Origin of the sequence: Caballeronia zhejiangensis (genome assembly GCF_022879815.1) — a bacterium.
Lineage (GTDB): Bacteria > Pseudomonadota > Gammaproteobacteria > Burkholderiales > Burkholderiaceae > Caballeronia > Caballeronia zhejiangensis.
In genome coordinates this window covers 604741-628251 of the sequence record NZ_CP084286.1, presented here as the reverse complement: position 1 = coordinate 628251, position 23511 = coordinate 604741, and the positions used below count along the sequence as shown (strand labels likewise).

Sequence of the window (23511 nt, the reverse complement as noted above, 5' to 3'; positions counted from 1 at the left end):
CAGGACATTTACCGTCCCGATGGCGCTTGAATCATCTTCCAGCCATTGCCCGCGGGATCGCGAAAACCGGCATCGACGCTGCCGTAGCGATCGACCGGTTCCTGCGTGAACTCCACGCCGCTCGCCTTCAGCCGCTCGTAAGTCGCGCGGCAGTCCGCGACGGACAGCACGAGCGGCGGCATCGCGCCCTTTGCGACCATCGCGCGCAGCGTTTGCGCGGTCGCATCGTCGTGGATCGGCGCGCCCGGCGCGAACAGGCCGAGCTGAAACGACGGCTGATCCGGATGCTGCACCGTGAGCCATCGATACGTGCCGTTGCGCACGTCGGTATGAACCCGAAAACCGAGCTTGTCGACGTAAAACGCAAGCGCTTCGTCCTGATCGTCGACATAGATGCCCACCACGCCGATGCCCTGATTCATGTGACCTCCTTCGTTGAAGATGGCCGCACTGTACCTTTCGCACCGCGCCGCCGCTTCTCCAAAACTGCGATCGTGAGATCGGGTCGTTGCGCGGCCTTCAGCACGCACGCGGGCACGCGATCGAGCGCGTCGACGCCGGCGCGCGCTTGCACGCGCATCGCGCTCGGACTGTGGCCGGTGATATCGCGAAAGATGCGGCCGAACGTTCCGAGACTTTCCCAGCCGGTGACGAAGGCAATATCCGTGATGGCGAGCTCGGTGTCGCGCAACAGCGTGACGGCCTGCTCGATGCGCCGCGTCAGCAGATAGCGATGCGGCGGAACGCCGAACGCGCGCTTGAACGATCGCGCGAAATGCGCTTCGGAGACCCCGCTGACTTCGGCCAGACGGCTGACCGGCCAGTCCTCGTGCGAACACGCGTCCATGCGATCTTTGGCGCGCAACAGACGCCGCAACAATGCCGGATCTTGCAACGCATCGGCGGTGGCGGGTTTGCGAGTCGGCATGGCGTTCGGGGTGCGGAAAACGAGCGGCTAGTGTAGCCCGGCGCGCACAAAGAAAAACGTCGTGCAGAGGCTATCCGCACGACGCAAAAGTCGCTCATTCCCTGAGAAGAAAGAGCTAGAGGAGATGGAAAGTATCTTAGCCCGCGTCCCCGATGCGCGATGTGCCGGAAAGCGGCCGTTTTGCGGCCCAATTCGCGCAATCGGTCTTGCATCACAACAACGGCAGCGTGAGACGGATGTGTTCCGCGAACGCCGATGTCAACATCGAAGGACGCTCGCGCGCGAACTTCAGCGTTATGCCGACGCCCGGCAAGGCCGGCAACCCGGCATCCGCATTCAGCACGCACAGATCGGCGGGCACGGCGGTCTGCGTGATGACCGCGAACGCCTGCCCCGAGCGCACCAGCGCCGTGAGCCCCGCGAGACTGCTGCTCGCGTACGCGATGCGATACGCCCTGCCCGCGCGCTGCAAGGCTTCGCATGCGGCGATGTGATCGAGCGTGTCCGGATCGGAGAGCGCGAGCGGCAACGGATCGTAATGCGCGGAATCCATCCCCGGACAGCCGATCCAGACCAGTTGCTGGCGCCGGATGACCTCGCCGCCGGGTTTGTCTTCGGGAAGCGAGAGCATCGCGAGATCGAGCGCGCGCTTTTTCAGTTGCTCGGCGAGCCGGGGCGTCGGCCCGCACACGACTTCCACCAGCGCGTGCGGATGCTGACTCGAAAATTGCCGCAGCAGGCTCGGCAGGAACACGGCGGCGTAATCGTCCGGACAGCCGAAGCGGATGCTGCCCGACAAGCCTTTTCCGCACAGATCGGCCATCGCCTCGTCGTGCAGACGCAGGATGCGCTGTGCGTGAACCAGCAGGCGCTCGCCGGGATTCGTCAGGACGACGCCGCGTCCGGTGCGCTGAAAAAGCGGCTGATCGACGATATCCTCGAGCCGCTTCATCTGCTGGCTCAGCGCCGATTGCGTCCGTCCGATGCGCTCGGCCGCGCGACTCAGCGCACGCACTTCCGCGATGACGGCAAACGAGCGCAACAACTCGATTTCCAGTGACAGGCTCAAGGTATTAGCGCCTCTTCTATCTCGCATTAGAACTATTCGATTCTATAAAACCTGAGCGTTGTCTACACTGCAGATTCCTTCCTATCCCGCCAGGAGAAGCACGGTGTCCCTGAACAACGACGCAACTTTCTGGCGCAACGCCAGACAGCACCTCATCCGCTACGGCGGCACGTTCGAGCCGATGATCATCGAGCGCGCGCAAGGCAGCTTCGTCTACGATGCCGATGGCCGCGCCATCCTCGATTTCACCTCCGGACAAATGAGCGCCGTGCTTGGCCACAGCCATCCCGAGATCGTGTCGGTGATCGGCGAATATGCGGGCAAGCTGGATCATCTCTTCAGCGGGATGCTATCGCGTCCCGTCGTCGATCTCGCGACGCGTCTCGCCGATATCACGCCCGCCGGTCTCGATCGCGCGCTCTTGCTGAGCACCGGCGCCGAATCGAACGAGGCCGCGATCCGCATGGCGAAGCTCGTCACCGGCAAATACGAAGTCGTCGGCTTTGCGCAGTCGTGGCACGGCATGACGGGTCACGCGGCGTCCGCAACGTACAGCGCGGGGCGCAAGGGCGTCGGTCCCGCGGCGGTCGGGTCATTCGCGATTCCCGCGCCGTTCCCATATCGCGCGCGCTTCGAGCACAACGGCCGATACGACTGGCTCGCGGAACTCGACTACGCATTCGATCTCATCGACCGGCAGTCGAGCGGCAATCTCGCCGCGTTCATCGCGGAACCGATTCTGAGCTCTGGCGGCATCATCGAATTGCCGGAAGGCTACATGGCGGCGCTAAAGCGCAAGTGCGAAGAGCGCGGCATGCTGCTGATTCTCGACGAAGCGCAAACCGGCATCGGCCGGACGGGCACCATGTTCGCGTGCCAGCGCGACGGCGTCACGCCCGACATCCTCACGCTATCGAAGACGCTCGGCGCGGGCTTGCCGCTCGCGGCCGTCGTCACATCGGCGGAAATCGAAGAGAAGGCGCATGCGCTCGGCTATCTGTTCTACACGACGCACGTATCCGATCCGCTGCCCGCCGCCGTCGGCCTGCGCGTGCTGGATGTGGTCGAACGCGATGGCCTCGTCGCGCGCGCGAACGTGATGAGCGCGCGCCTGCAACGCGGCCTGCTCGATCTGATGGAGCGCTTCGACTGCATCGGCGACGTGCGCGGCCGCGGCTTGCTGCTCGGCGTGGAGATCGTCAAGGATCGCCGCACGAAGGAACCCGCCGATGGTCTCGGCGCGAAGATCACGCGCGAATGCATGAATCTCGGCCTGAGCATGAACATCGTGCAATTGCCGGGCATGGGGGGCGTGTTCCGCATCGCGCCGCCGCTGACCGTGAGCGAGGAAGAGATCGACCTCGGGCTCGATCTGCTCGGCAAGGCTATCGAGCGTTCGTTGTAGGCATCGTCAGCGCAGGCCGGCGCGCAGATCGCGCACGCCGCGTCCCAAGCGCTGACGTAAAAGCGTTCGCAAAGTCGCGCCGTCTTCGTAGCCGACTTCGGCGGCGATCGCTCCGAGATCGAGTCCGCTGCCGTGCAGAAGCGATTGCGCGCGTTCGACGCGCAAGTCCTGAAAGTACGCCAGCGGCGATTTGCCGAGCACTTCCTGGCATCGGCGCTGAAGCGAGCGCGTGCTCGTCGCCAGCGCGTTCGCCGCGTGCTGCAGCGAAAACCCTTCCTTCAGATGGTCGCGCGCCCAGCGCTCGAAACGCTGGATCAGCGGATCTGCCTGCGCGAGATGGTTCGGGATGATGTACGGCGCCTGCGACGTGCGGATATCGGCGAGCAGAAAGCGCGACACGAGCGCGGCCAGCTCGGGGCTCGACTTGCGCACGAGCCACAGCGCGAGATCGAGATGCCCCATCGCGGCGCCGGCCGTCACGCCGATATCGGTCGGCACGAGCATCCGCGATTCGTCGAGCAGAACATGCGGATAGCGTTGCCTGAAAAGCGGCGCGAGCGACCACGTCGATGTCGCCTGCCGATGATCGAGCAATCCTGCTTCCGCGAGCAGAAACGTCCCGATGCAGGACGCCCCGATCGATACGCCTTGCGCGCGCCACTTCTGCAATTGCCGCACGGCGTCCTTGACGTCGGCGCGTTCCAGTGCGGGCAGCAGCAGTTCCGGCGTCGTCGCGGCGAGCGCCGGAACGATGACCCAGTCCGGCTTCAAATCGGGCGTGACGGGTTCCACCGGAATCGCGAAGCCGTGACCCGAACGCACGCGCTTGCGCACGCCAACAGTGGATACATCGAAGCGCGGGGATCCGCCCATCGTGCGCGCGGCCAACCCGTTCGCTCCTCTGAGCGTGTCGAGCGTCACGGCGAGGCCGGTATCGAAGAGACCATCGAGAGCGAGTATCGCGATGTGCATGGCGCAAATGACCCAGAAGTTGTCATTTGCGACGATACCGATCTTTCGTCCAGGCGGCTACGTTAAACGAGGAACAAAAAAAATGCGTCGTGCCGACCAGCCTCGGCACGACGCCTTTTGCTTGAGAGCCGTCAACGTCGCATGAGGCCCATTACCAGCGTCACGAGGAAAATCACGAGGAATATGAAGAACAGGATCTTCGCGATGCCCGCCGCGCCCGCCGCGATACCGCCGAATCCGAGCGCGGCAGCGATGATCGCGATGATGAAAAAGACCAACGCGTAATACAACATGATGTTATCTCCCTCTCGTCCGAGTACGCCGCGCGCCCCATGTGCGCGGAGTTCTCTAGCGTAAGCAAGCAGTATTCCTTACCGGATGGAGCATCGTTTTCTGCCGTGCTATCCTTGGCCTCGTCCTGCATACGCCATCAAACCCGCATCACGCTGCGAGCGCGGATCACGCGTTTTTTACATTGCCGTCAAGAAGACCCGTTACCTGCCGTTAATCAAAAAAAAGGGACGTGTATTTGAAACGGCGTGTCGAACGCTCGTTCGCGCGCTGCTTCGCGTTATCGAATGGTCATGCATTACGGGCACCATTCCAGCGAAGCAATCCCTGCAAACAGGGCCATGCTCGCATGGTTGACGATCTGCGGTTCAAGGTCGATCGCTTCGCCATCTTGAGCATCAAGACATGCGCGCGGGCATCCCACCACCGAAGCACGATAAGAGACACACGTTCGGATGCCATTCCTCCGACGATTGCTTTAGGGCGCCGCGCGTGCGGGCCCATTGGACAGAATTGATGAAACCGGCAAGGAATTCGCTGCGGTCACGCGTTGGCCGATATATCGCTTATGGTGTGATCGCGGCCGCGCTCGTGACGGGCGCGGGCTTTCTGCATTGGCGCCATGAAGTGCGGGCCGCGCAATCGCAGACAGCGGCGCTGACGGGCGTCGCCAATCAGATGCGCCATGACGCATCGCCGTGGACGCATCGCGAGAAAGACGCATCGGAAATGCTGACCGATATTCGCGCGAAGAATGTCGCGACGATCGGCGTGAGTCCCGACGCGATTCTCGTCTCCACGACGAAGGGCGAGAAGTATTACGTGGCCGATCATAACGGCGCGTTCTCCAACGCATTGCTGCTCGGCGATATGAAGCCCGACGCGGCCTCGCCGTATCAACTCGTATGGCTGCCCGACGCCAACGTGCGCACGGGCATTGCGCGCTGGAGCGAGATGTTCGACCGTTCGCGCGACGCGCTGAGTCTCTTGCTGCCGCTCCTGATGATCGGCGGCCTTCTCTGGTTCATGCGCCGCGAAATGCGCGGCGGCGCGCAATTGCTCGGCGAATCGCCGACGCTGCGTTTCGATGACGTCATCGGCGCGGGCGAAGCGAAAGCCGCGCTCAACGACGTGCGCGCGTGGCTCACCGAGCCCGCGCAATTCACCGGCATGGGCGTGCGCGCGCCGTGCGGCATCCTGATGACGGGCGGACCGGGCGTCGGCAAGACGCGGCTCGCGCAGGCGCTCGCGGGCGAATGCGGCGCGAACTTCATCGCGATCACGGGCAGTTATTTCAGCGCGAAGTACTACGGCGTCGGCATTCAGAAGGTGAAGCATCTGTTCGAGCTCGCGCGCAAGAATGCGCCGACCGTCATCTTCATCGACGAAGCCGATGGCCTCGGCAAGCGCACCGATACCGGCGGCGGCCCGGTCGAAGCGGAAAGCAATCGCATCATCAATCAACTGCTCGCGGAGATGGACGGCTTCGCATCGAACGAAGGCGTCATCATCGTCGCGGCGACGAATCATCCCGACAATCTCGATGAAGCGCTGCGTCGTCCCGGCCGTTTCGATCGCACGGTGCAAGTGCGTTTGCCGGGCGTCGAAGATCGCGCGGACATCCTGCGTTTCTACGCGGACAGCTTGAAGACGAAGCGCGACGACATCGACTTCGATCAGCTCGCACGTCTGACGACGGGCCTCTCGCCCGCCACGCTGTCGATGATCGTCAATCAGGCAGGACTCGTCGCGCGCAAGGCGGGCGAACGTGAAGTATCGGCGGCGCATTTCCTCGAAGCGATCAAGATCGCGCGCATCGGCGATGTGAACGGCGCGGAACGCGCGCTATCGGATGACGAACGCACGCGCATCGCGGTGCATGAAGCGGGTCACGGCCTCGTTGCGGCGCTGCTCGGCACCGGCGTGCTCGAAGAAGTGACGATCCTGCCGCGCGGCGGCGCTCTGGGCGTCGCGCTCATCACGAAGATGCAGGACAAGCATCTGTATCGCGAAACCGAATTGCGCAACGAGATTCAGGTGCTGCTCGGCGGGCGCAACGCGGAACTGCTCATGTTCAAGGAAGCATCGAGCGGCGCGGCATCGGATCTTCAGGAGGCGTCGCGCATCAGCCTCGATATGGTGTCGAAGTTCGGCTTCAACGAGGAAGGCAATCTGTTCAGCCTCGCGGCGTTGCCGCAGCAGTATGCGGGCTTGCAGCTCAAGAATTCGATCGGTCATGCGAACGCGTTGCTGCACGATCTGAGCGACGAATGCTTCGCCCTGCTGCAAGCCAACGAGCCGGTGTTGCGCGCGATCGCCGATGAATTGCTCGAATCGGAAACCGTGCCGGGCGAGACGGTTTATCGCCTGATCCGCGAGCATGCGGCGGCTGTCGCGAATGTCGAGGCGGCCAACGAAGTGCTGGCCGCCTGAGCGGTTACTTCTTCACGCGAGCCGTCGCAAATCGAACGGCGTCTCGCGCAGGCGCTTGCCGGTCAGCGTGAACACGGCATTGGCAACGGCCGGCGCAACCGACGGGCTCGACAACTCGCCTACGCCGCCAGGCTTCGCCGGATCGCCCTGCATGATGCGTATGTCGATGTCGGGCATGTCGCTCATGCGCATCACGCGATACGCATCGAAATTGGTCTGCTGAACCTGGCCGTGCCGAATGTCGATGCGGTCGGCGAGTGCGTGTCCGAGTCCCCACATCAAGCCGCCGTATAGCTGCTCTTCCACACCGCCGGGCGACACCGCGAGCCCGCAGTCGGCCACGCACGTGAGCTTCTCGATCACGATACCGTCATCCTTGCGCGAGACGCGCGCGATCACCGCGACATAACTGCCGTACGCGCGATTCGTCGCAACGCCGAGCGCGGTGCCGCGCGGCAACGGCTTGCCCCAGCCGGCCCGCATCGCGGCCTCGCGCAATACCGCGACATGGCGCGCGTCCTTCATATGCGCGATGCGAAAGTCCACCGCATCGCGGTGTCCCTTATGCGCGGCTTCATCCATGAACGATTCGACCGCGAACACGTTCGGGATATAACTCACCGCGCGATACCAGCCCGTTGGCACGCCCGTTTCATGACGCACCCAGCCGATATCCACATTCGGCGCGCCATACGCGAACTCGAACTTGCTGATTGCTTCCGTGGTGCTGTAGTCCATGCGATCGGGACGATCGAAATAGCCCGGCTCCCATTGTTCCGGCGATGCCGGCATCACCGCGCGCAGTTGCAGCGCCGAAAGATTGCCGCGTGCATCGAGCGTGGCCTTTGCGCGATGATGACTCGCCGAGTGATAGAAGAGCGCGCGCATTTCGTCCTCGCGGCTATTCATCAGCTTGACGGGCTTGCCGGTTTGCAACGCGAGCCATGTGACTTCGAAGAGCCAGTACTTCGATTCGCGCGCACCGAAGCTGCCGCCCGAAACCAGTTCATGCAGCACGACACGATCGGCCGGAATGCCGCCGATGACTTGCGCCGCCTCCTGCGCCGTCGACGGCACTTGCAAGCCGCCCCAATACGCAATGCCGCCGTCCTTCGACCACGCCGTCACGTTGATGGGTTCGAGCGGATTCGCGGCCTTGTACGGCATCGAATAAGACGCCTGAATCACGCGCGCGCCATGCTTGATGATGGCATCGGCGTCGCCGTTCGTGATGGTCGGCACGACGCGCGCAGCGGGATCGTCGAGCCATGCAGCCTGGCGCGCGGGCATATCGCGGCTATCGAAGTTTTCGAACGGACTATCTTCCCATTCGACGCGCAATGCGGCTTGTCCCTTGTGCGCGGACCAGTAGTCGTCGGCGAGAATGGCGACGCCCGCCTGATTGCCGCCGAGCACATCGGGACGTCCGGGTATCGGCAGCACTTGCCGCACGCCGGGCACGGCGAGCGCCTCTTTCGCATCGACGCTGCGCACGCGCGCGTCGATGACGGGCGCACGCGTCACGACCGCGACGAGCATGCCGGGCAAACGCACGTCGATGCCATACGCGAACGCGCCGCATACCTTCTGCGCCGCGTCGCGCTTCTTGCTCAGCTTGCCGATGTACCTGAATTGCGATGCGTCTTTCAACGGCACGTCTTTTGGCGCGGGCAAGCTCGCGGCGATGACGGCAAGCGATCCATAGCTGGCACGCGCGCCGCTCGCGTTGTCGATCACGAAGCCGTTATCGGTCGAGCACGTTGACGGCGATACCTTCCATTGTTTCGCGGCGGCTTCGATCAGCATGGCACGCGCAGTCGCGCCCGCGCGCCGCAAGCGATCGTATTCCAGCGAGACGCTCGTGCTTCCGCCCGTGGAAAACACCTTCCACAAGGGATGAATGTAATCGGCATAGAAAGGATTCTCAGGCGTGATGACGTCGATGCGAAACGGATCGACATCCAGCTCTTCGGCGACGAGCGCGGCGAGCGCGGTGCGCGTGCCCGTGCCCGAATCGTGCTTGTGGACGACGAGCTTGATCGTGTCGTCGGGCAGCACGCGCACCCATGCGTTCGGCTCGAATTCGCCGTCACGCGGATGAGCATCGCCGTTCTTCGCCAACGCATCGGGCAATCGAAATCCAACGGATAGTCCCGCTGCCAGCAGCGCCGAACTCTGCTTGATGAAACGACGGCGCGCTGCGTGATGTTCGATACGCATTCAGACCTCCGCCGCCGCGCGCTTGATGGCCTTGCGGATGCGCGCATACGTTCCGCAGCGGCAGATGTTGCCGGACATCGCAGCGGCGATGGCGTCATCGCTCACGGACGGTTTGCCCTTCAGAAACGCCGCTGTCTGCATCAACTGTCCCGACTGACAATAGCCGCATTGCGGCACGTCTTCCGCAATCCACGCGCGCTGCAACGGATGCGTGCCGTCCCTGGAAAGACCTTCGATGGTCGTGATGCGCCTGCCCGCCACGGCCGCTATCGGCAGCAGGCACGAACGCACGGCCTCGCCATCGAGATGCACCGTGCATGCGCCGCAAAAGCCCCCGCCACAGCCGAATTTCGTGCCCGTCAAACCGATGCGATCGCGCAGCACCCACAACAGCGGCATGTCTTCCGGTACATTGTCGAGCGAGTGCCGCGCGTCATTGACGACGATTTCGATCATGCGCTGTCTCCTGAATGTCGTTCGAGCTTGCGGCCATTATCGGAAGCCGTCATGCAAGAACGCCAGCGACGATTTCTTTGATCACCCGTAAGCCTGGCTAACACCCATGTTGAAGCGCTACCCTTCGATCCAGTCGATGCAGGCCTTCTTGCAGGCGGCGCGCGCCGGCAGCTTTTCGAGCGCGGCGCGTCAGTTGTCGCTCACGCATAGCGCGATCAGCCAGCAGATCCGCACGCTCGAAGAGTTCGTCGGCCAGCCGCTGTTCGTGCGCGAAGGCGCGCGCGTCGTGCTCACCGATGCCGGCGCGCTCTTCGCGAATCAGCTAGGCGATGGCTTCGAGCAGATCGATCGCGCGTTGTCGTCGGTGAAGGAGCGCGCGGTGAAGCAGTCAATTACGCTCGACGTCGATCCGGAGCTTGCGCAAAGCTGGCTCGTCGCGCGCCTGCCCGCGTTGCTCGGCGCATTGACGGGCACGTCGCTGACGATGCTTTCCGCGCCACGTCATGACCGCAGCGCGTTCGAACGCGTCGATCTCGCGCTGCGTTACGGCTATGGCGAATGGGACGGCTTCGAGAACGCGCTCATCTGCGGCGACCGTCTCACGGTCATGGGCTCGCCCGCATTGTTGAGCGCGCGCGGACTCAGCGTGCCGCTCGCGCCGGAACAAGTGCTCGCGCTGCCCTTGCTCGGCTACACCAAGCGCTCGTGGATTCCGTGGCTCGCCGCGGCGGGCCTGCCGGAAGCGGAGCCGCACGCAGTCGCCGTCTTTGACAACGCTGCGGGGCTGATCGCCGCCGCGAGCGCGGGCGTCGGCGTGGGACTTGCGCGCGGCCTGCTCGCCGCCGACGCGCAACGCGACGGCAAGCTCGTCGAACTCACACGCGTCGAGATTCCGACGCACTACAACCTCTACGCCGTGTGGCCGCGCGAGAAGTCGGCACGCGTTGCGCCGCTCGTCGATGCGATACGCGAGCTCGTCGCGCAAACGGTCAACGCGCGCGATCCGGACTGACGACTTCGCGCACGGTATCGAGAAACCGCGCCAGCACCGGCGACGGCGTGTCCGCGCGATAACGCGCATGAAGCGAGACTTCGGGCGCGGGCGCTGCGAGCGGCACGAATGCCACGCCGCCGCCCGACAGCTGTTGCGCCGATGCCGGCAGCAGCGCAATGCCGAGCCCTTCGCGCAACAGACATAGCAGCGTATGCAGTTCGACGACTTCCTGCTCGATGCGCGGCGTGAATCCCGCTTCGACGCAACAGTCGCGCAGAAACCGCGCGAGTTGCGATTGCAGCAGACCAAACGACAGAAAGCGCTCGGCGTCAAGCTCACGCAGCGCGATATCCGCGCGTGAAGCGAGCGGATGCGCGAGCGGCAATGCGACCACGGCAGACTCGCGCAACACGACTTCGCTGACGATCTCCGGATCTTCGTGCGACACGCGAAAGAAGCACACGTCGAGCCGCCGCTCTTTCAGCGCCTGAATCTGCGCGGCGGGCGTCATCTCGTGAAGCGTCCATCTGACTTGCGGATGCTTGCGCGCGAACTCGCCGAGCGCGCGTGGAATCGGCTCGACCATCGCCGAGCTGATGACGCCGATCTCGAGACTTCCCACTTCGCCACGTCCCGCGCAACGCGTGAGATCGATCGCGCGCTCGAACTGCGCGAAGATCAGCGGCGCCTGTTCTTTCAGTGTTTTCCCTGCCTCGGTGAGTTCGACGCGATGTTGCGAGCGCAAGAAAAGCGCAGTGCCCATTTCCTCTTCAAGGATGCGGATCTGCTGACTCAGGGGCGGCTGCGAAATGTGCAGGCGCGCGGCTGCGCGGCCGAAATGGAGTTCATCGGCGAGCACCGCGAAGTACCGCAAAAGCCGCATGTCCATATCGCTAACGTATCAAGATCGTGGTCTAAAAATATTGTACAGAGCGCGCATAACTTGTGAGACTGCATCGCAAGCAGCAGTGCACGTCAGTGTGACACTCGATGCCGGCGAGGGGAAGGCGCATCAACGCGTCTTGCAAAAGGCCGCATGGGCAAGCTCGCAAGAGCTCTTGTTCCATCGACGCGCCTGCCCGCGATCCGGCGACTGGACACGCCAGTTCCCCTCAAGGAGATCGAGACCCATGATCATCGACACAAGCTGTTATCCGACCAATCTCGTCGACCTCGCCTGGCGCCATGACGGCGAACCCTTTTCGGGCGAGCGTCTGATCGAGGTGATGGACGGCCCGTACATCATCAACGGCAAGCCGCGTCGCATCGACAAGGCATTCATCCAACCGCCGCAAGGCAACACCATCTATACGTGGACCGATGGCGTGAGAAGCGGCCGCGAGTCGATCGACGACTACATGGCGTACACCGTCGAGATGACGCAGAAGTATCCCGACCGCCTGCTCGGCTGCTTCGTCTATAACCCGCGCTGCGGCCCCGAGAACGGCGCCGACGCAATCGAGTTCTACGCGAAGGAACACGGCTTCAGGATGGTGCAGTTGCAGGCCAACATGCACGCGTATCGGCCGGACCGCGCGCTCGACTGGCTGCGTCCCGCGTTGCGCAAATGCGCGGACCTCGGGCTCATCGTGAAGCTGCATACCGGCGACGGACCGTACAGCATTCCGAGCGAATGGTATCCGCTAATCCGCGAGTTTCCGTCGGTGCCGTTCATCATGGCGCACTTCGGCGTGCAGACCGGCGGCGTGTATTGCTTCGAGCCTTATCAGATGGCGCTCGATACGCCGAACGTCTATTGCGAATCGAGCTGGTGCCTGCAATCGCGCATCGTCGAATTCGCGAAGGTATTGCCGACGCACAAGATTCTCTATGGCTCCGACACGCCGCCCAACGAACCGGGCATGTGGCTGCGCCTGCTCGAAGTGCTGTGTCACGAACCGCCGCAAGGCCTCAATCTCGACGAAGACACGCTCGAGGATTATCTCGGCAACAACCTCGCGCGCATGCTCGGCATCGAACCGAGCGCGCCGCCTAAAAGCGTCGAAGAAGCGCAAGCCCATCTCGACCAATACAAAGAAGCTGACTACGCAGGAGCGCGCTGATGATCATCGATACCCATCTGCATCCGACCAATCTCGTCGACGAAGCCTGGCGGCACACGGGCGAGCCGTTCACCGGCGAACGCCTTCTCAAGATGATGGACGGCCCGTACATCATCAACGGCAAGCCGCGCCGCATCGACATGGGTTTCATCCAGCCGCCGCCGGGAAACACCGGCTATCGCGACGGCAACCGGCGCGGGCGCGAAGGCATTCGCGATTACATGTCGTATATCGCGGAGCTGACGCAGAAGTATCCCGATCGTTTCATCGGCAACTTCACGTATAACCCGCGCTGGGGTCCGGAAAACGGCGCGGCGGAACTCGAATTTCACGTCAGGGAATACGGCTTCAAGATGCTCAAGCTGCACGCGAACATGCATGGCTATCGGCCGGATCGCGCGCTCGACTGGCTGCGCCCTGCGATGAAGAAATGCGCCGAGTTGGGCGTCGTCGTGCTGATTCACACAGGCGATGGACCGTACACGATTCCCACGCAGTTCTATCCGATCATCCGCGAATTCCCGATGGTGAATTTCATCATCGGTCACTTCGGGATCCAGACGGGCGGCAATTACTCGTTCGAAGCCTTCTGGATGGCGATGGATACGCCCAACGTGTATTGCGAATCGGGCTGGTGCTATCAGTCGCGCATCGTCGAGTTCGCGCGCGAGTTGCCGCGCAACAAGATCGTGTTCGGCACCGATTCGCCGCCGAACGAGCCGGGCATGTGGCTGCGCGAACTGGAGATGCTGTGCGGTCCCGCGCCGCAAGGCATGGACCTCGATGAGGACGGTCTCGAAGACTACATGGGCAATAACATCGCGCGACTGGTGGGCATCGAGCCGACCAAACCGCCGAAGGACCTTGCCGAAGCGGAGAAACGATTGAAGGCCACGTATGTAAAGAACGACGAAGTCGCGCAGACGGCCTGATGTCATGCGGGCGCGGTTGCTCACGCGCCCTTCTTTCTCTCGACGGAGCTCACGATGGCCGATAACCTCTTTCGCGCCACGCAGGACTTTCATTGCTTTGCGCACGCCTATCGCGAGCAATATCCCCACGATGTGCTGACGCTCACGCAACAGTTGTCCGCCGATCAGGACGTCACCGCGATCGTCGCCGCGCTTGCCGCGCGCGGGCAGCATCCGATGCTCGTGCGAGCACGTCGAAGGTATCGCAACGCCTTTGGCGACCAACTTCTTCGCATCGCGCGAGCGTATCGCCCGTCTGTTCGATGTCGATGCGCGCGGCCTCTTCGACGCCTATCAGCAACGCGCGAATGCACCGATCGCGCCGCTGTATGTCGCGCGCGGTCCCGTGCTCGATGAAGTCGTCGAAGCCGACGCGGTCGATCTCGCGCATGTGCCGATGATTCGCCACTTCGCCACCGATCGCGGCGCGTACATCACGAACGCGGTAATCGTCGCCGAAGATCCGGTGACCGGCATCGCGAACATGAGCTATCACCGTTCGATGCTTCATGCGAGGAACGCGCTCGCAACGAGCCTGCATTCGCGCGGTCATCTGTGGCGCATGTTGCAGACGGCGAAGGCGCGCGGCGACACGCTCAAGGTTGCGATGGTCATCGGCGCGCATCCGATGTTCATGCTCGCGGCGGCATCGCGCGTGCCGTTCGGCACAGACGAGCGCGCCATCGCCGGCGGACTGTTCGGCGCACCGCTCGAACTGGTACGCACGCCGCGTTATGGCATTGGCGTGCCGGCGGCCGCGGAGTTCGTGCTCGAAGGCACGATCGATCCCGATGCGCGCGCCGATGAAGGTCCGTTCGGCGAGTTCACCGGCTATTCGTCGGACCGTTCGACCAACAACGTTATGCGCGTCGATACGATGATGCGCCGCCGCGATGCATGGCTCGTCGATGTCGTCGGTGGTCCGTATGCCGAGCATCTCACGCTCGCTCGTCTGCCGCGCGAAGCGGAAATGAGCGAGAAGCTGAAGGCGCGCTTTCCAGCGGTCACTGCGCTGCATTACCCGAACTCCGGCACGCATTTTCATTGCTATGTGGCGCTGAATCAGACGCGCGATGGCGAAGCGCGTCAGATCATGCTCGCGTTGCTGGGCTGGGATCCGTATCTCAAGCATGTCGTCGCCGTCGATGGCGATATCGACATAACCGACGACTCGCAAGTGCTCTGGGCGATCGCGGCACATGCGCAACCGCATGACGATGTGTTCATCGTCGGCGGATTGCCGGGCAGCCCGCTCGATCCTTCGTCGTCCGTCGAAGGCACCACATCGCGCATGGGCATCGACGCGACGCGCGGCTCGCAATTCGACGGCATACGTGCGCGCATCGGCGAAGATGCGATGCAACGTGCAGCCGCCATTTTGAAAGGAGCCGCACGATGAGCACGCGGCGCATCGCGGTCGGTATCAGCGGCGCATCGGGCTTCACGTACGGCGTGCGCCTTCTGGAATTGCTGCGCGAACTCGACATCGAAACGCATGTGACGATCTCGCGCAGCGCGCTTCTGACGATGCAGCAAGAGACCGAACACAAGCTCGCCGATGTCAACCCGCTCGCGAGCTTCACCTATCGATGCGATGACATGGCCGCCGCCATTTCGAGCGGTTCGTTCAGCACGCTCGGCATGATCGTCGCGCCGTGCTCGATGAAGACGCTCGCCGAAATCGCCGGCGGACTTTCATCGAGCCTCATCTCGCGCGCCGCCGACGTCACGCTCAAGGAGCGACGCCCGCTCGTGCTGCTGGCACGCGAAACGCCGTACACGCTGGCCCATCTGCGCAACATGATCGCCGTCACCGAAATGGGCGGCATCGTCGCGCCGCCGGTGCCCGCGTTCTACGCGCGCCCTGCTTCGCTCGACGAGATGATCGATCACACGCTCGGCCGCGTGCTGGATCTCTTCGGCCTCGATTGCAACGTGGTTCGACGCTGGAAAGAACATAAAGCTGACTGACTCAAAGGAGACAAGCAATGACTCACATCCATACGACTCATAACGCGTTCCAGAAGATTCCGGTCACGGTGCTGACCGGCTTTCTCGGCGCGGGCAAAACCACGCTGCTCAACTACATCCTCCGCGAAAAGCATGGACACAAGATCGCGGTGATCGAGAACGAGTTCGGCGAAGTCGGCATAGACGGCGGGCTCGTGCTCGAATCGACCGAAGAGATCTACGAGATGACGAACGGATGCGTATGCTGCGTCGGCGCAGTGCGCGAAGACCTCGTGCGCATCGTGAGGATGCTGGTGGAGCGGCCCGAGCGGCTCGATCACATCATCGTCGAGACGAGCGGGCTCGCCGATCCGTATCCTGTCGCGCAGACCTTCTTCATCGACGATCCGATTGCGCAACGCGTGACCCTCGATGCCGTCGTGACGATGGTCGATGCAAAGCATATCGCCGCGCATCTGGACGATCTCGTGCTCGACGGCCGCGACAACCAGGCGGTCGATCAGATCGTGTGCGCGGATCGTATCGTCGTCAACAAGGTGGACCTCGTGACGGCGCAGGACATCGCTTCATTGAAAGAGCGGCTGCGCGGGCTCAACGCAACGGCTGAAATCGTCGAATCGAGTTTTGCGCAGATCGATCTGCACACGATTCTCGGCGTGGGCGCGAACGAGTTCGCGCAGCAGCTCGTCGAAGCGGACGACGATCACGATGACCACCACGACGATCATCACCACGACGAAAGCGTGAGCTCGGTAGGCATCGAAGTCGATGCCGATATCGAACTCGACGCGCTGCAAGCGTGGCTCGCCGAACTGCGCGCATCGGATGCGACGAACCTCTTTCGCATGAAGGGCATCTTCGCCGTGAAAGGACAGCCGTATCGCTACGTGCTGCAAGGCGTGCACGACATCATCGAATTGCGCGCGGCGCAGGCGTGGGGCTATGAGCCGCGTTCGAGCCGAATCGTGTTCATCGGACGCGAACTCGACCGCGCCGCGCTGACCGAGCGCTTTCATGCCTGCCTTGCGGTGCCTGTCGCGGCCTGACGAACGCAGCCGCCGATAACGATAATCAGGAGACACGTTGATGAACACCGACCAACATCCCGTCGATCGCATCCTGCCCAAGCGGCAGATGATCACGCTCGGCCTGCAACATATGCTCGTCGCTTACATCGGCGCGATTGCCGTGCCGTTGATCGTCGCATCCGCATTGAAGATGTCGCCCGCTGACACCACCGTGCTCATCAGCACGGCGCTTTTTTGCTCGGGCATCTCGACGGTGCTGCAAACCGTCGGCGTATGGAAGTTCGGCGTGCGTCTGCCTATTCTGCAAGGCGTCGCGTTCAGCAGCGTGGGACCGGTCATCGCGATCGGCCTGAGCCCCGGCGTCGGCTTCGCGGGCGTGTGCGGCGCGGTGATCGGCGCGGGCGTGTTCACGATGTTCGCCGCGCCGCTCGTCGGACGTTTGCGGCGTTTCTTTCCGCCTGTCGTGACCGGCTGCATCGTCACCGTGATCGGACTGCAGCTCTTTCCGGTCGCGTATCAATGGGCGGGCGGCGGTGAGAACGCGCGGCACTTCGGCGCGTTGCCGTTCCTTTGCGTCGCGTTGTTCGTCGCGCTCGTGATTCTCGCCGTCAACCGCTTTGCCGATGCGTTCCTGCGCAATCTGTCGGTGCTGATCGGACTTGTCGCGGGCAGCGTGCTTGCCTGCTCGCTCGGCATGGGCGACTTCGCCAACGTCGCCAACGCGCCGTGGTTCACGATGCCGTTGCCGTTTCACTTCGGCATGCCCGTGTTCTCCGTGGTGCCCGTTCTGACGATGATCGTCGTAATGGTCGTGCAGATGATCGAATCGATGGGTCTCTTCGTCGCGATCGGCGATATCGTCGACAAGAACATCAGCGAGGAAGACGCGGTGCGCGGCATGCGCGCGAATGGTCTCGCGAGCGCGATAGCCGGAATGTTCGCTGCGTTCCCGTTCATCGCATTCATGGAGAACGTGGGACTCGTGATCCTGACAGGCGTGCGCAGCCGATGGGTCGTGGCGGTGAGCGGCGTGCTGATGTGCGTCGTCGCGCTGGTGCCCAAGATCGGCGCGGTCGTCGCATCGACGCCTGCCGCTGCGCTCGGCGGCGCGGGCATCGCGATGTTCGGCGTCGTGGTCGCGGCGGGGGTGCAGACGCTCTCCAAAGTGGACTTCGAGCGCAACCGCTACAACGTGCTGATCGTCGGCTTCACGATCGCGACCGCGCTCATCCCGGTGATGGCGCCGCAAGTGTTCAAGCAGATGCCCGACTGGACGCAGCCCTTCGTGCACAGCGGCGTCGTGCTCGCGTGTCTCGTGTCGGTCGTGCTGAACGCCGTGCTCAACGGCGCACATGAGGAAGACGTCGTACCTGCGCCCAGCATGGTGCGCGAGTAAAACGTGTTGAAAGGACAAGCGTTCATGAACATCTCAAACGAAGCATTACTAATCAAACATCCCGTCGCGGTGATGAGCGGATTGTGTGGCGACGCCGCACGGCTCGGCAACGTCGATATTCGCATCCGCGATGGCGTCATCCGCGCCATCGCGCCGAATCTCGACGCGCGCGACGACGAACGCGTCATCGATGCGCGCTCGTGCGTCGCCTATCCAGGCTGGGTGAACACGCATCATCACCTGTTCCAGAACCTGCTGAAAGCGGTGCCTTCAGGCATCAACGCCGATCTGCAGGAATGGCTCGCCGCGGTGCCGTATCCGCGGCTCGCTCGCTTCACGCCGGACCTCGCGCGTGTCGCTGCACGCCTCGGCATGGCCGAACTGCTTTTGTCGGGCGTGACGACGTGCGCGGATCATCACTATCTCTATCACGCGGAAGGCACCACGGAAACAGGCGATCTGCTCTTCGACGAAGCGGCGTCGTTCGGCCTGCGCTTCGTGTTGTGCCGTGGCGGCGCGTTGCAGGCGGCAGGCGATCATCCGGGCTTCTCGAAGGTCGCGTTAAAGCCCGAGACGCTCGATCAGATGCTTGCCGATATCGAACGCCTGAAGGCGCGCTATCACGATGCCCGCGCGACATCGATGCGCCGCGTCGTCGTTGCGCCGACGACGCCGACCTTCTCTCTGCCGCCCGATCTTCTGCCTGAGATCGCACGCGCGGCACGCGGCATGGGCTTGCGCATGCACACGCATCTTTCGGAGACGCAACGTTATGTCGATTTCTGCCGCGAGCGCTTCGACAAGTTGCCGGTCGAATTCGTCGCCGATCACGAATGGCTCGGACCCGATGTGTGGTTCGCGCATCTCGTGCATCTCGAAGCGAGCGAGATCGCGATGCTCGCGGAGACCGGCAGCGGCTGCTCGCATTGCCCGGTGAGCAACGCGCGGCTTGGCAGCGGCATCGCCCCCGCACCGCAAATGTCCGCGGCAGGCGTGCCGATGTCGCTCGGGGTCGATGGCGTCGCGTCGAACGAATCGGGCAGCATGATCAACGAGGCGCATTTCGCGTGGCTCGTGCATCGCGCGGCGCAGGGCGCATCGGCGACGACGATCGAGGAGACGATTCACTGGGGCAGCGCGGGCGGCGCAAGCGTGCTCGGTCTCGATGCAGTAGGCACGCTCGAAGTCGGCAAGGCGGCGGACCTCGTTCTCTATGACATCGACGATCCGCGCTTCTATGGCTATCACGATCTCGCCGTGGCGCCCGTGGCATCGGGCGAGCCGGCGCGCGTTCGCTACAACATCGTGAACGGCCGCGTGGTCGTCGATGACGGCGTGATCCCGGGCCTCGATCTCGACGCCCTGCGACACGAAGCCGCCGAGGGCGTGAAAGTGCTGTTGGCAGATTAGGGGGACATTGCCATGGTTAGGATGCGCTTTCCGCCCGACGTGGATATGCCTGCGCTATCGAGTTGGAGGAAGTTATTCCGGCTGCGCCTGTGAAGCGCGAAACGTGCGATCACACTGCGTCACCGCTCTTCTTTCGAGACCGGTATTCCGTTGGCGACATCAGAAATTGCTTTCTGAATACCTTCGAAAATCTTTCGCCATTGGTCAAACCGGTCCTGCGCGCAATCTTGTCGATCGGCAAGTCGCTCTTAATAAGCAATTCGCAACTCAAATCGAGACGCGCACGCAAAAGATATTGCGAAGGCGTCAGACCGATCTCACGCTTGAACAGCCGCAGAAAGTTGCGCTCGCTCATCGCAACGGTGCGAGCCGCGTCGCCGACAGAGATGGGACGGCCGCAATTGCGCTCCAGCCAGCGCGCGGATTCCTGCGCTTTCTCGGCGAGCGTCGTCGTGCCGATGGTACTCAGCATGATTGGCAGATGCTGATCGTTGGACGAGGCCAGCCGGTCTGCCAAAGCCGTTGCGATGTCATAGCCGAGATCGCGCTTCACCAGCGCCAGCGAGTTGACGAGCGCATCGCCGCGTTCGGTCGACGTCGTGCTTTTCAATGTTCCGCCAGCCCATACGCCGCGTCCCATCGAAGCCCAGTCGCGCCGGGCGACGCCCGCGGCGGCGAGCAGCGCGTCGCCATTGCCGAGCGAACCGACCGCGCCGCTTTGCGAACACGCGATCCTCAATGACTCGAGGAGACTTTCATCCGCAGCTGCGCGCGTCACGCCAGCGCCGCCTGCGATGTATAGCGCGTCGAAGCCCTGAAAGCGCTGGCCACCTAAGCGCTCGGTCCACACACAGACCGACGATGAACAAGCTATCGCGCCACCGCGGGCGGAGACGAGACGAACGCTATAGGTCACGCCATTGCTCAGGATAGCGGATTGCAACTCGTTGGCGATATGAAGCGCCTCGGCAAGCGTTCCAGCGCCCAGAAGAGAAAATCCGTCATACAACATGATTCCTATGAGCTTTGTGCTTCTCTCTTCCGCTGCATGATAGAGACCGCTCGACTCTGCATCGCCGAAGGCTGTAACGTTCGACATGGCGTTATCTTCCTATGTTTCGGTTGCAGGTCTGCGGATCGCAAGCCGTACCAATGCCGTCGATTCCGTACTATTTCGGGAGCGTAGTTTCCTATTGCATCCGTTCTTTCCGCCATGGCGGCGAAAAGCATGGTTTTGGCCGAGATCGGCGCGTTCGGCCGCGATAACAACACGACTGTTCGATCTCTTCGGCTGTTTGAAAATAAGTGCATGAAAGTTATGGAAAGGCGCTTAATACGGAGTTCGAACTATGTCGTTTCGCGGCGCCTAAACAAAAGACTGTGTTGCGGAATGACCTATTCGGATCACCTTCATCCTCCGGGATCGAAGACTCGATGATCTCCGAAACATAACTTCTATTTCCGTCATCGCCTTGTCAAAACCGGCCTCGCGGCCTGCACAGGCGGCCCGGCCAACATCTTGCCGAATTCCGTCACGCATGAAGTCGCGATTCGTGCGAAGGCTACGCTCTGTCTTGAACCGGAACGTCAAGTGAGACTTGTTATCGAGCGGCGCTTCGGTCACCTGGACGAATGCGCCATTGCGCGGACATGCGTTGGGCACCAACTCTAATTCGGAGTGGCTCACATGAGTTTCAGCACGCGATACTCGCAATACTATGATCTTTTCTATCACGAGAAGAACTACAAGGCGGAGGCCGCGTTCGTCACCGACCTGCTCGGTCGATATGGAATAGTCAGCGGCCATCTTATGGATCTCGGTTGCGGGACAGGACGCCACGCGGCGGAGCTTGCGGCCACCGGCTTTTCGGTTTCCGGCATCGACATGAGTTTCGACATGCTCGCACGCGCCGATGCGAGACGGACTTCACTGCCGGGCATGGTGGCGAAGAGACTGAAGTTTCAGCAGGGCGATGCGCGAAGCGTCCGCACCGAAGAGCTATATGACGCGGTCGTCTCGCTGTTTCATGTCGCAAGCTATCAGACGACGAACGCCGATTTCATGGCGATGTGCCACACCGCAGCGACTCATCTGCCGCGCTCAGGACTCTTTCTGTTCGATTGCTGGTACGGTCCCGCCGTGCTGGCCGACCCGCCCAAGGTTCGCATCAAGCGCGCCACGAGCGATGAAACGGCGGTAATCCGCATCGCCGAACCGCTGATGCGTCCTCATGAGAATACCGTCACCGTCAACTACACCATCATGATGACGGACGGAAAGACGCAATGCGTCGAAACCGTTCTCGAGACGCACGTCATGCGTTATATGTTCAAGCCTGAAGTCGAGTTGATGCTGGATCTCAGCGGCTTCGAAGTGCTCGACAGCGTGAGATGGATGGGCGGCGAACTTAGCGCCGCCGATCTGTCGGCGACCTTCGTCGCGAGAAAGAGATGATGCCTGCATCGCGCACGCCGGGCGCGATGCTTACGCTTCAGTAAGCGTTGGCCCCGCGCAGACCCTTGAATACCGTCGCGGCAATGATCCGCATATCGAGTGCGAAAGTCCAATTTCCCAAATAGTACAAATCATGGGCCACGCGCGCCTCCATCTTTTCGATCCGGTCCGTTTCCCCACGAAAGCCATTGACCTGCGCCCATCCGGTGATGCCCGGTTTGATGCGGTATCGATGGATATAACCTTGCACGACTTTCTGGTAGAGATCGTCATGTTCGAGCGCATGTGGACGCGGTCCCACGACCGACATGTCGCCGAGCAGGACGTTGAAGAATTGCGGCAGCTCGTCGAGACTCGTGCGCCGGAGAAACGCACCGACACGCGTCACGCGCGGATCATTGCGCGTAGCCTGTTTCAGCATGCCGGACTGTTCGATATGCAGGCGCATCGACCTGAACTTGTAGATGGTGAATTCGCGTCCGTCCGCGCCCTTGCGCCGCTGTCTGAAGAATACGGGCCCGGGCGAACTAAGCTTGACCGCGATTGCGATAACGATCAGAAGCGGCGCGACCGCGATGAGCGCCGCGAGCGCGAACAGCCGGTCGAAAACATCCTTCTGCAATAGCGCTCTTTGCGAAAGCGGCGAAGCGACGAGATTGATCGCCGCCACCCCGAGCAAATCGCTCACGCCGCTTTCGAAGAGGGCCAGGCTGCGCACGTCGGGAATGAATCGCACGTTGACGAGATCGTCGCGAAACTCATTCACGAACCGCAGAATGGCTTTCTCCTGCGATAGCGGCAATGCAAGCCAGACTTCATGCACATGCTGCTCGCGAGCGTGGCGCACGAAGGTGTCAAAATCTTCGAAGACCGGCACTGTTGAAGTTATCGGCAATTCGGGCGATGCGTTGAATAACGCGACCGTACGAAAACCCGAATCGCTCGCGCGCTCGATTCTTTTCATGATCGACTCGCAATGCCGCCCGCAACCGACGACCGCCACGTCATGAAAGTTCATCCCGGCGTGACGCATGCGCGCGAGCACCGCATGCGTGACGAGACGGCCCACGATCATCAGCGCGCCCGACATCGCAGTCCAGTACGCGAACCAGAGGCGCGAGACATCATCGAGCCGATGCAGCGAGAACATCAGCACGAGGACGCACGCCTGCACCACGAGCCATGAGAGCGACACGCGGCTCGTCAGCACGAGCTTGCTGCGCCCGCGCCACGACTCGTATACGCCGAAGCCCGGGAACAATACGAGCGAAAACGCCGCAGCAAAGGCCACGAACGGCACGTAATAGCCCGGTTCGGCGATGTTGTCGAACCTGATCCGCGATGCAACGGTGGCCCCTCCGACGACCATCGCGACATCGAAGAGCCTTGCCAGCAATCCTTGAATATCGCGCATGTCATGCCCCGCCTTCGTGAGCTTTGTCGATAACA

At 62.4% G+C, this 23511-nt stretch carries 20 protein-coding genes and 1 pseudogene; 11 read left to right on the top strand and 10 right to left on the bottom strand.

The genetic code is table 11. The features are described 5' to 3' along the window. Positions 1–8 precede the first annotated feature (8 nt). The 3 genes from LDZ23_RS29000 to LDZ23_RS28990 all read right to left on the bottom strand — a co-directional run bounded on the left by LDZ23_RS29000 (position 9) and on the right by LDZ23_RS28990 (position 2024). Positions 9–422 carry a VOC family protein gene (locus LDZ23_RS29000; RefSeq protein WP_008346331.1) on the bottom strand — a complete coding sequence of 138 codons (414 nt, stop codon included), beginning with the start codon at positions 420–422 and terminating at the stop codon, positions 9–11. Continuing rightward, positions 419–928: a helix-turn-helix domain-containing protein gene (locus LDZ23_RS28995; protein WP_008346330.1), complete on the bottom strand. Its 510-nt coding sequence runs from the start codon at positions 926–928 to the stop codon at positions 419–421. The genes LDZ23_RS29000 and LDZ23_RS28995 overlap by 4 nt, the downstream gene beginning before the upstream one ends. Before the next feature lie 211 nt (positions 929–1139). Further along, positions 1140–2024, bottom strand: a complete 885-nt coding sequence (locus tag LDZ23_RS28990) for a LysR family transcriptional regulator (RefSeq protein ID WP_008346329.1) — start codon at positions 2022–2024, stop codon at positions 1140–1142. 76 nt (positions 2025–2100) lie between these two features. Between LDZ23_RS28990 and LDZ23_RS28985 the strand changes: the two genes are divergently transcribed. Further along, on the top strand, positions 2101–3402 hold the full coding sequence (locus LDZ23_RS28985) for an aspartate aminotransferase family protein (protein WP_008346328.1): 1302 nt from the start codon (positions 2101–2103) through the stop codon (positions 3400–3402). A gap of 6 nt (positions 3403–3408) precedes the next feature. On the opposite strand, the gene LDZ23_RS28980 is transcribed toward LDZ23_RS28985, so the two are convergent. Further along, positions 3409–4374, bottom strand: coding sequence for a GlxA family transcriptional regulator (locus LDZ23_RS28980; protein WP_244808283.1), 966 nt, complete (start codon positions 4372–4374; stop codon positions 3409–3411). A 131-nt stretch (positions 4375–4505) separates the two neighbouring features. Continuing rightward, on the bottom strand, positions 4506–4667 hold the full coding sequence (locus LDZ23_RS28975; protein WP_008346326.1) for a DUF1328 family protein: 162 nt from the start codon (positions 4665–4667) through the stop codon (positions 4506–4508). Positions 4668–5181: 514 nt separating this feature from the next. Between LDZ23_RS28975 and LDZ23_RS28970 the strand changes: the two genes are divergently transcribed. Next, entirely contained in the window at positions 5182–7098 is a 1917-nt protein-coding gene (locus LDZ23_RS28970) for an AAA family ATPase (protein ID WP_033536019.1), read from the top strand. Between the two features lie 12 nt (positions 7099–7110). Here the strand turns inward: LDZ23_RS28970 and LDZ23_RS28965 are convergent, their stop codons facing one another. Further along, positions 7111–9318 (bottom strand): xanthine dehydrogenase family protein molybdopterin-binding subunit, encoded by a 2208-nt coding sequence (locus LDZ23_RS28965; RefSeq protein ID WP_008346324.1) that lies wholly within the window; start codon positions 9316–9318, stop codon positions 7111–7113. Continuing rightward, entirely contained in the window at positions 9319–9774 is a 456-nt protein-coding gene (locus tag LDZ23_RS28960; RefSeq protein WP_008346323.1) for a (2Fe-2S)-binding protein, read from the bottom strand. It abuts the gene before it with no gap. A 106-nt stretch (positions 9775–9880) separates the two neighbouring features. Between LDZ23_RS28960 and LDZ23_RS28955 the strand changes: the two genes are divergently transcribed. After that, positions 9881–10786, top strand: a complete 906-nt coding sequence (locus LDZ23_RS28955; RefSeq protein WP_034470129.1) for a LysR substrate-binding domain-containing protein — start codon at positions 9881–9883, stop codon at positions 10784–10786. Here LDZ23_RS28955 and LDZ23_RS28950 read toward each other — a convergent pair. Then, positions 10764–11657, bottom strand: a complete 894-nt coding sequence (locus LDZ23_RS28950) for a LysR substrate-binding domain-containing protein (protein ID WP_034470127.1) — start codon at positions 11655–11657, stop codon at positions 10764–10766. The genes LDZ23_RS28955 and LDZ23_RS28950 overlap by 23 nt on opposite strands. A 241-nt stretch (positions 11658–11898) precedes the next feature. On the opposite strand from LDZ23_RS28950, the gene LDZ23_RS28945 reads away from it, so the two are divergent. The 7 genes and pseudogenes from LDZ23_RS28945 (at position 11899) to LDZ23_RS28915 (ending at position 19607) form a co-directional block, all read left to right on the top strand. Continuing rightward, positions 11899–12831 carry an amidohydrolase family protein gene (locus LDZ23_RS28945; protein WP_008346320.1) on the top strand — a complete coding sequence of 311 codons (933 nt, stop codon included), beginning with the start codon at positions 11899–11901 and terminating at the stop codon, positions 12829–12831. Then, on the top strand, positions 12831–13763 hold the full coding sequence (locus LDZ23_RS28940) for an amidohydrolase family protein (protein ID WP_008346319.1): 933 nt from the start codon (positions 12831–12833) through the stop codon (positions 13761–13763). The genes LDZ23_RS28945 and LDZ23_RS28940 overlap by 1 nt, the downstream gene beginning before the upstream one ends. 54 nt (positions 13764–13817) lie before the next feature. Next, a pseudogene (locus LDZ23_RS28935) lies at positions 13818–15201 on the top strand (UbiD family decarboxylase). Beyond that, on the top strand, positions 15198–15773 hold the full coding sequence (locus LDZ23_RS28930; protein ID WP_008346317.1) for a UbiX family flavin prenyltransferase: 576 nt from the start codon (positions 15198–15200) through the stop codon (positions 15771–15773). The pseudogene LDZ23_RS28935 and the gene LDZ23_RS28930 overlap by 4 nt, the downstream one beginning before the upstream one ends. Positions 15774–15790: 17 nt before the next feature. Further along, positions 15791–16819 (top strand): CobW family GTP-binding protein, encoded by a 1029-nt coding sequence (locus LDZ23_RS28925; protein ID WP_008346316.1) that lies wholly within the window; start codon positions 15791–15793, stop codon positions 16817–16819. A 40-nt stretch (positions 16820–16859) separates the two neighbouring features. Further along, the gene (locus tag LDZ23_RS28920; protein ID WP_008346315.1) at positions 16860–18197 is read left to right on the top strand and encodes a nucleobase:cation symporter-2 family protein; all 1338 of its coding nucleotides are present in this window, start codon (positions 16860–16862) and stop codon (positions 18195–18197) included. Between the two features lie 30 nt (positions 18198–18227). Then, positions 18228–19607, top strand: a complete 1380-nt coding sequence (locus LDZ23_RS28915; protein ID WP_483299596.1) for an isoxanthopterin deaminase — start codon at positions 18228–18230, stop codon at positions 19605–19607. A gap of 109 nt (positions 19608–19716) precedes the next feature. Here LDZ23_RS28915 and LDZ23_RS28910 read toward each other — a convergent pair whose 3' ends face one another. Continuing rightward, the gene (locus tag LDZ23_RS28910) at positions 19717–20160 is read right to left on the bottom strand and encodes a helix-turn-helix domain-containing protein (RefSeq protein ID WP_235366188.1); all 444 of its coding nucleotides are present in this window, start codon (positions 20158–20160) and stop codon (positions 19717–19719) included. Positions 20161–21294: 1134 nt separating this feature from the next. Here LDZ23_RS28910 and LDZ23_RS28905 point away from each other — a divergent pair. Beyond that, entirely contained in the window at positions 21295–22062 is a 768-nt protein-coding gene (locus LDZ23_RS28905) for a class I SAM-dependent DNA methyltransferase (RefSeq protein WP_008346312.1), read from the top strand. Between the two features lie 37 nt (positions 22063–22099). Here LDZ23_RS28905 and LDZ23_RS28900 read toward each other — a convergent pair whose 3' ends face one another. Then, positions 22100–23476 carry an undecaprenyl-phosphate glucose phosphotransferase gene (locus LDZ23_RS28900; RefSeq protein ID WP_008346309.1) on the bottom strand — a complete coding sequence of 459 codons (1377 nt, stop codon included), beginning with the start codon at positions 23474–23476 and terminating at the stop codon, positions 22100–22102. Positions 23477–23511 lie beyond the last annotated feature (35 nt).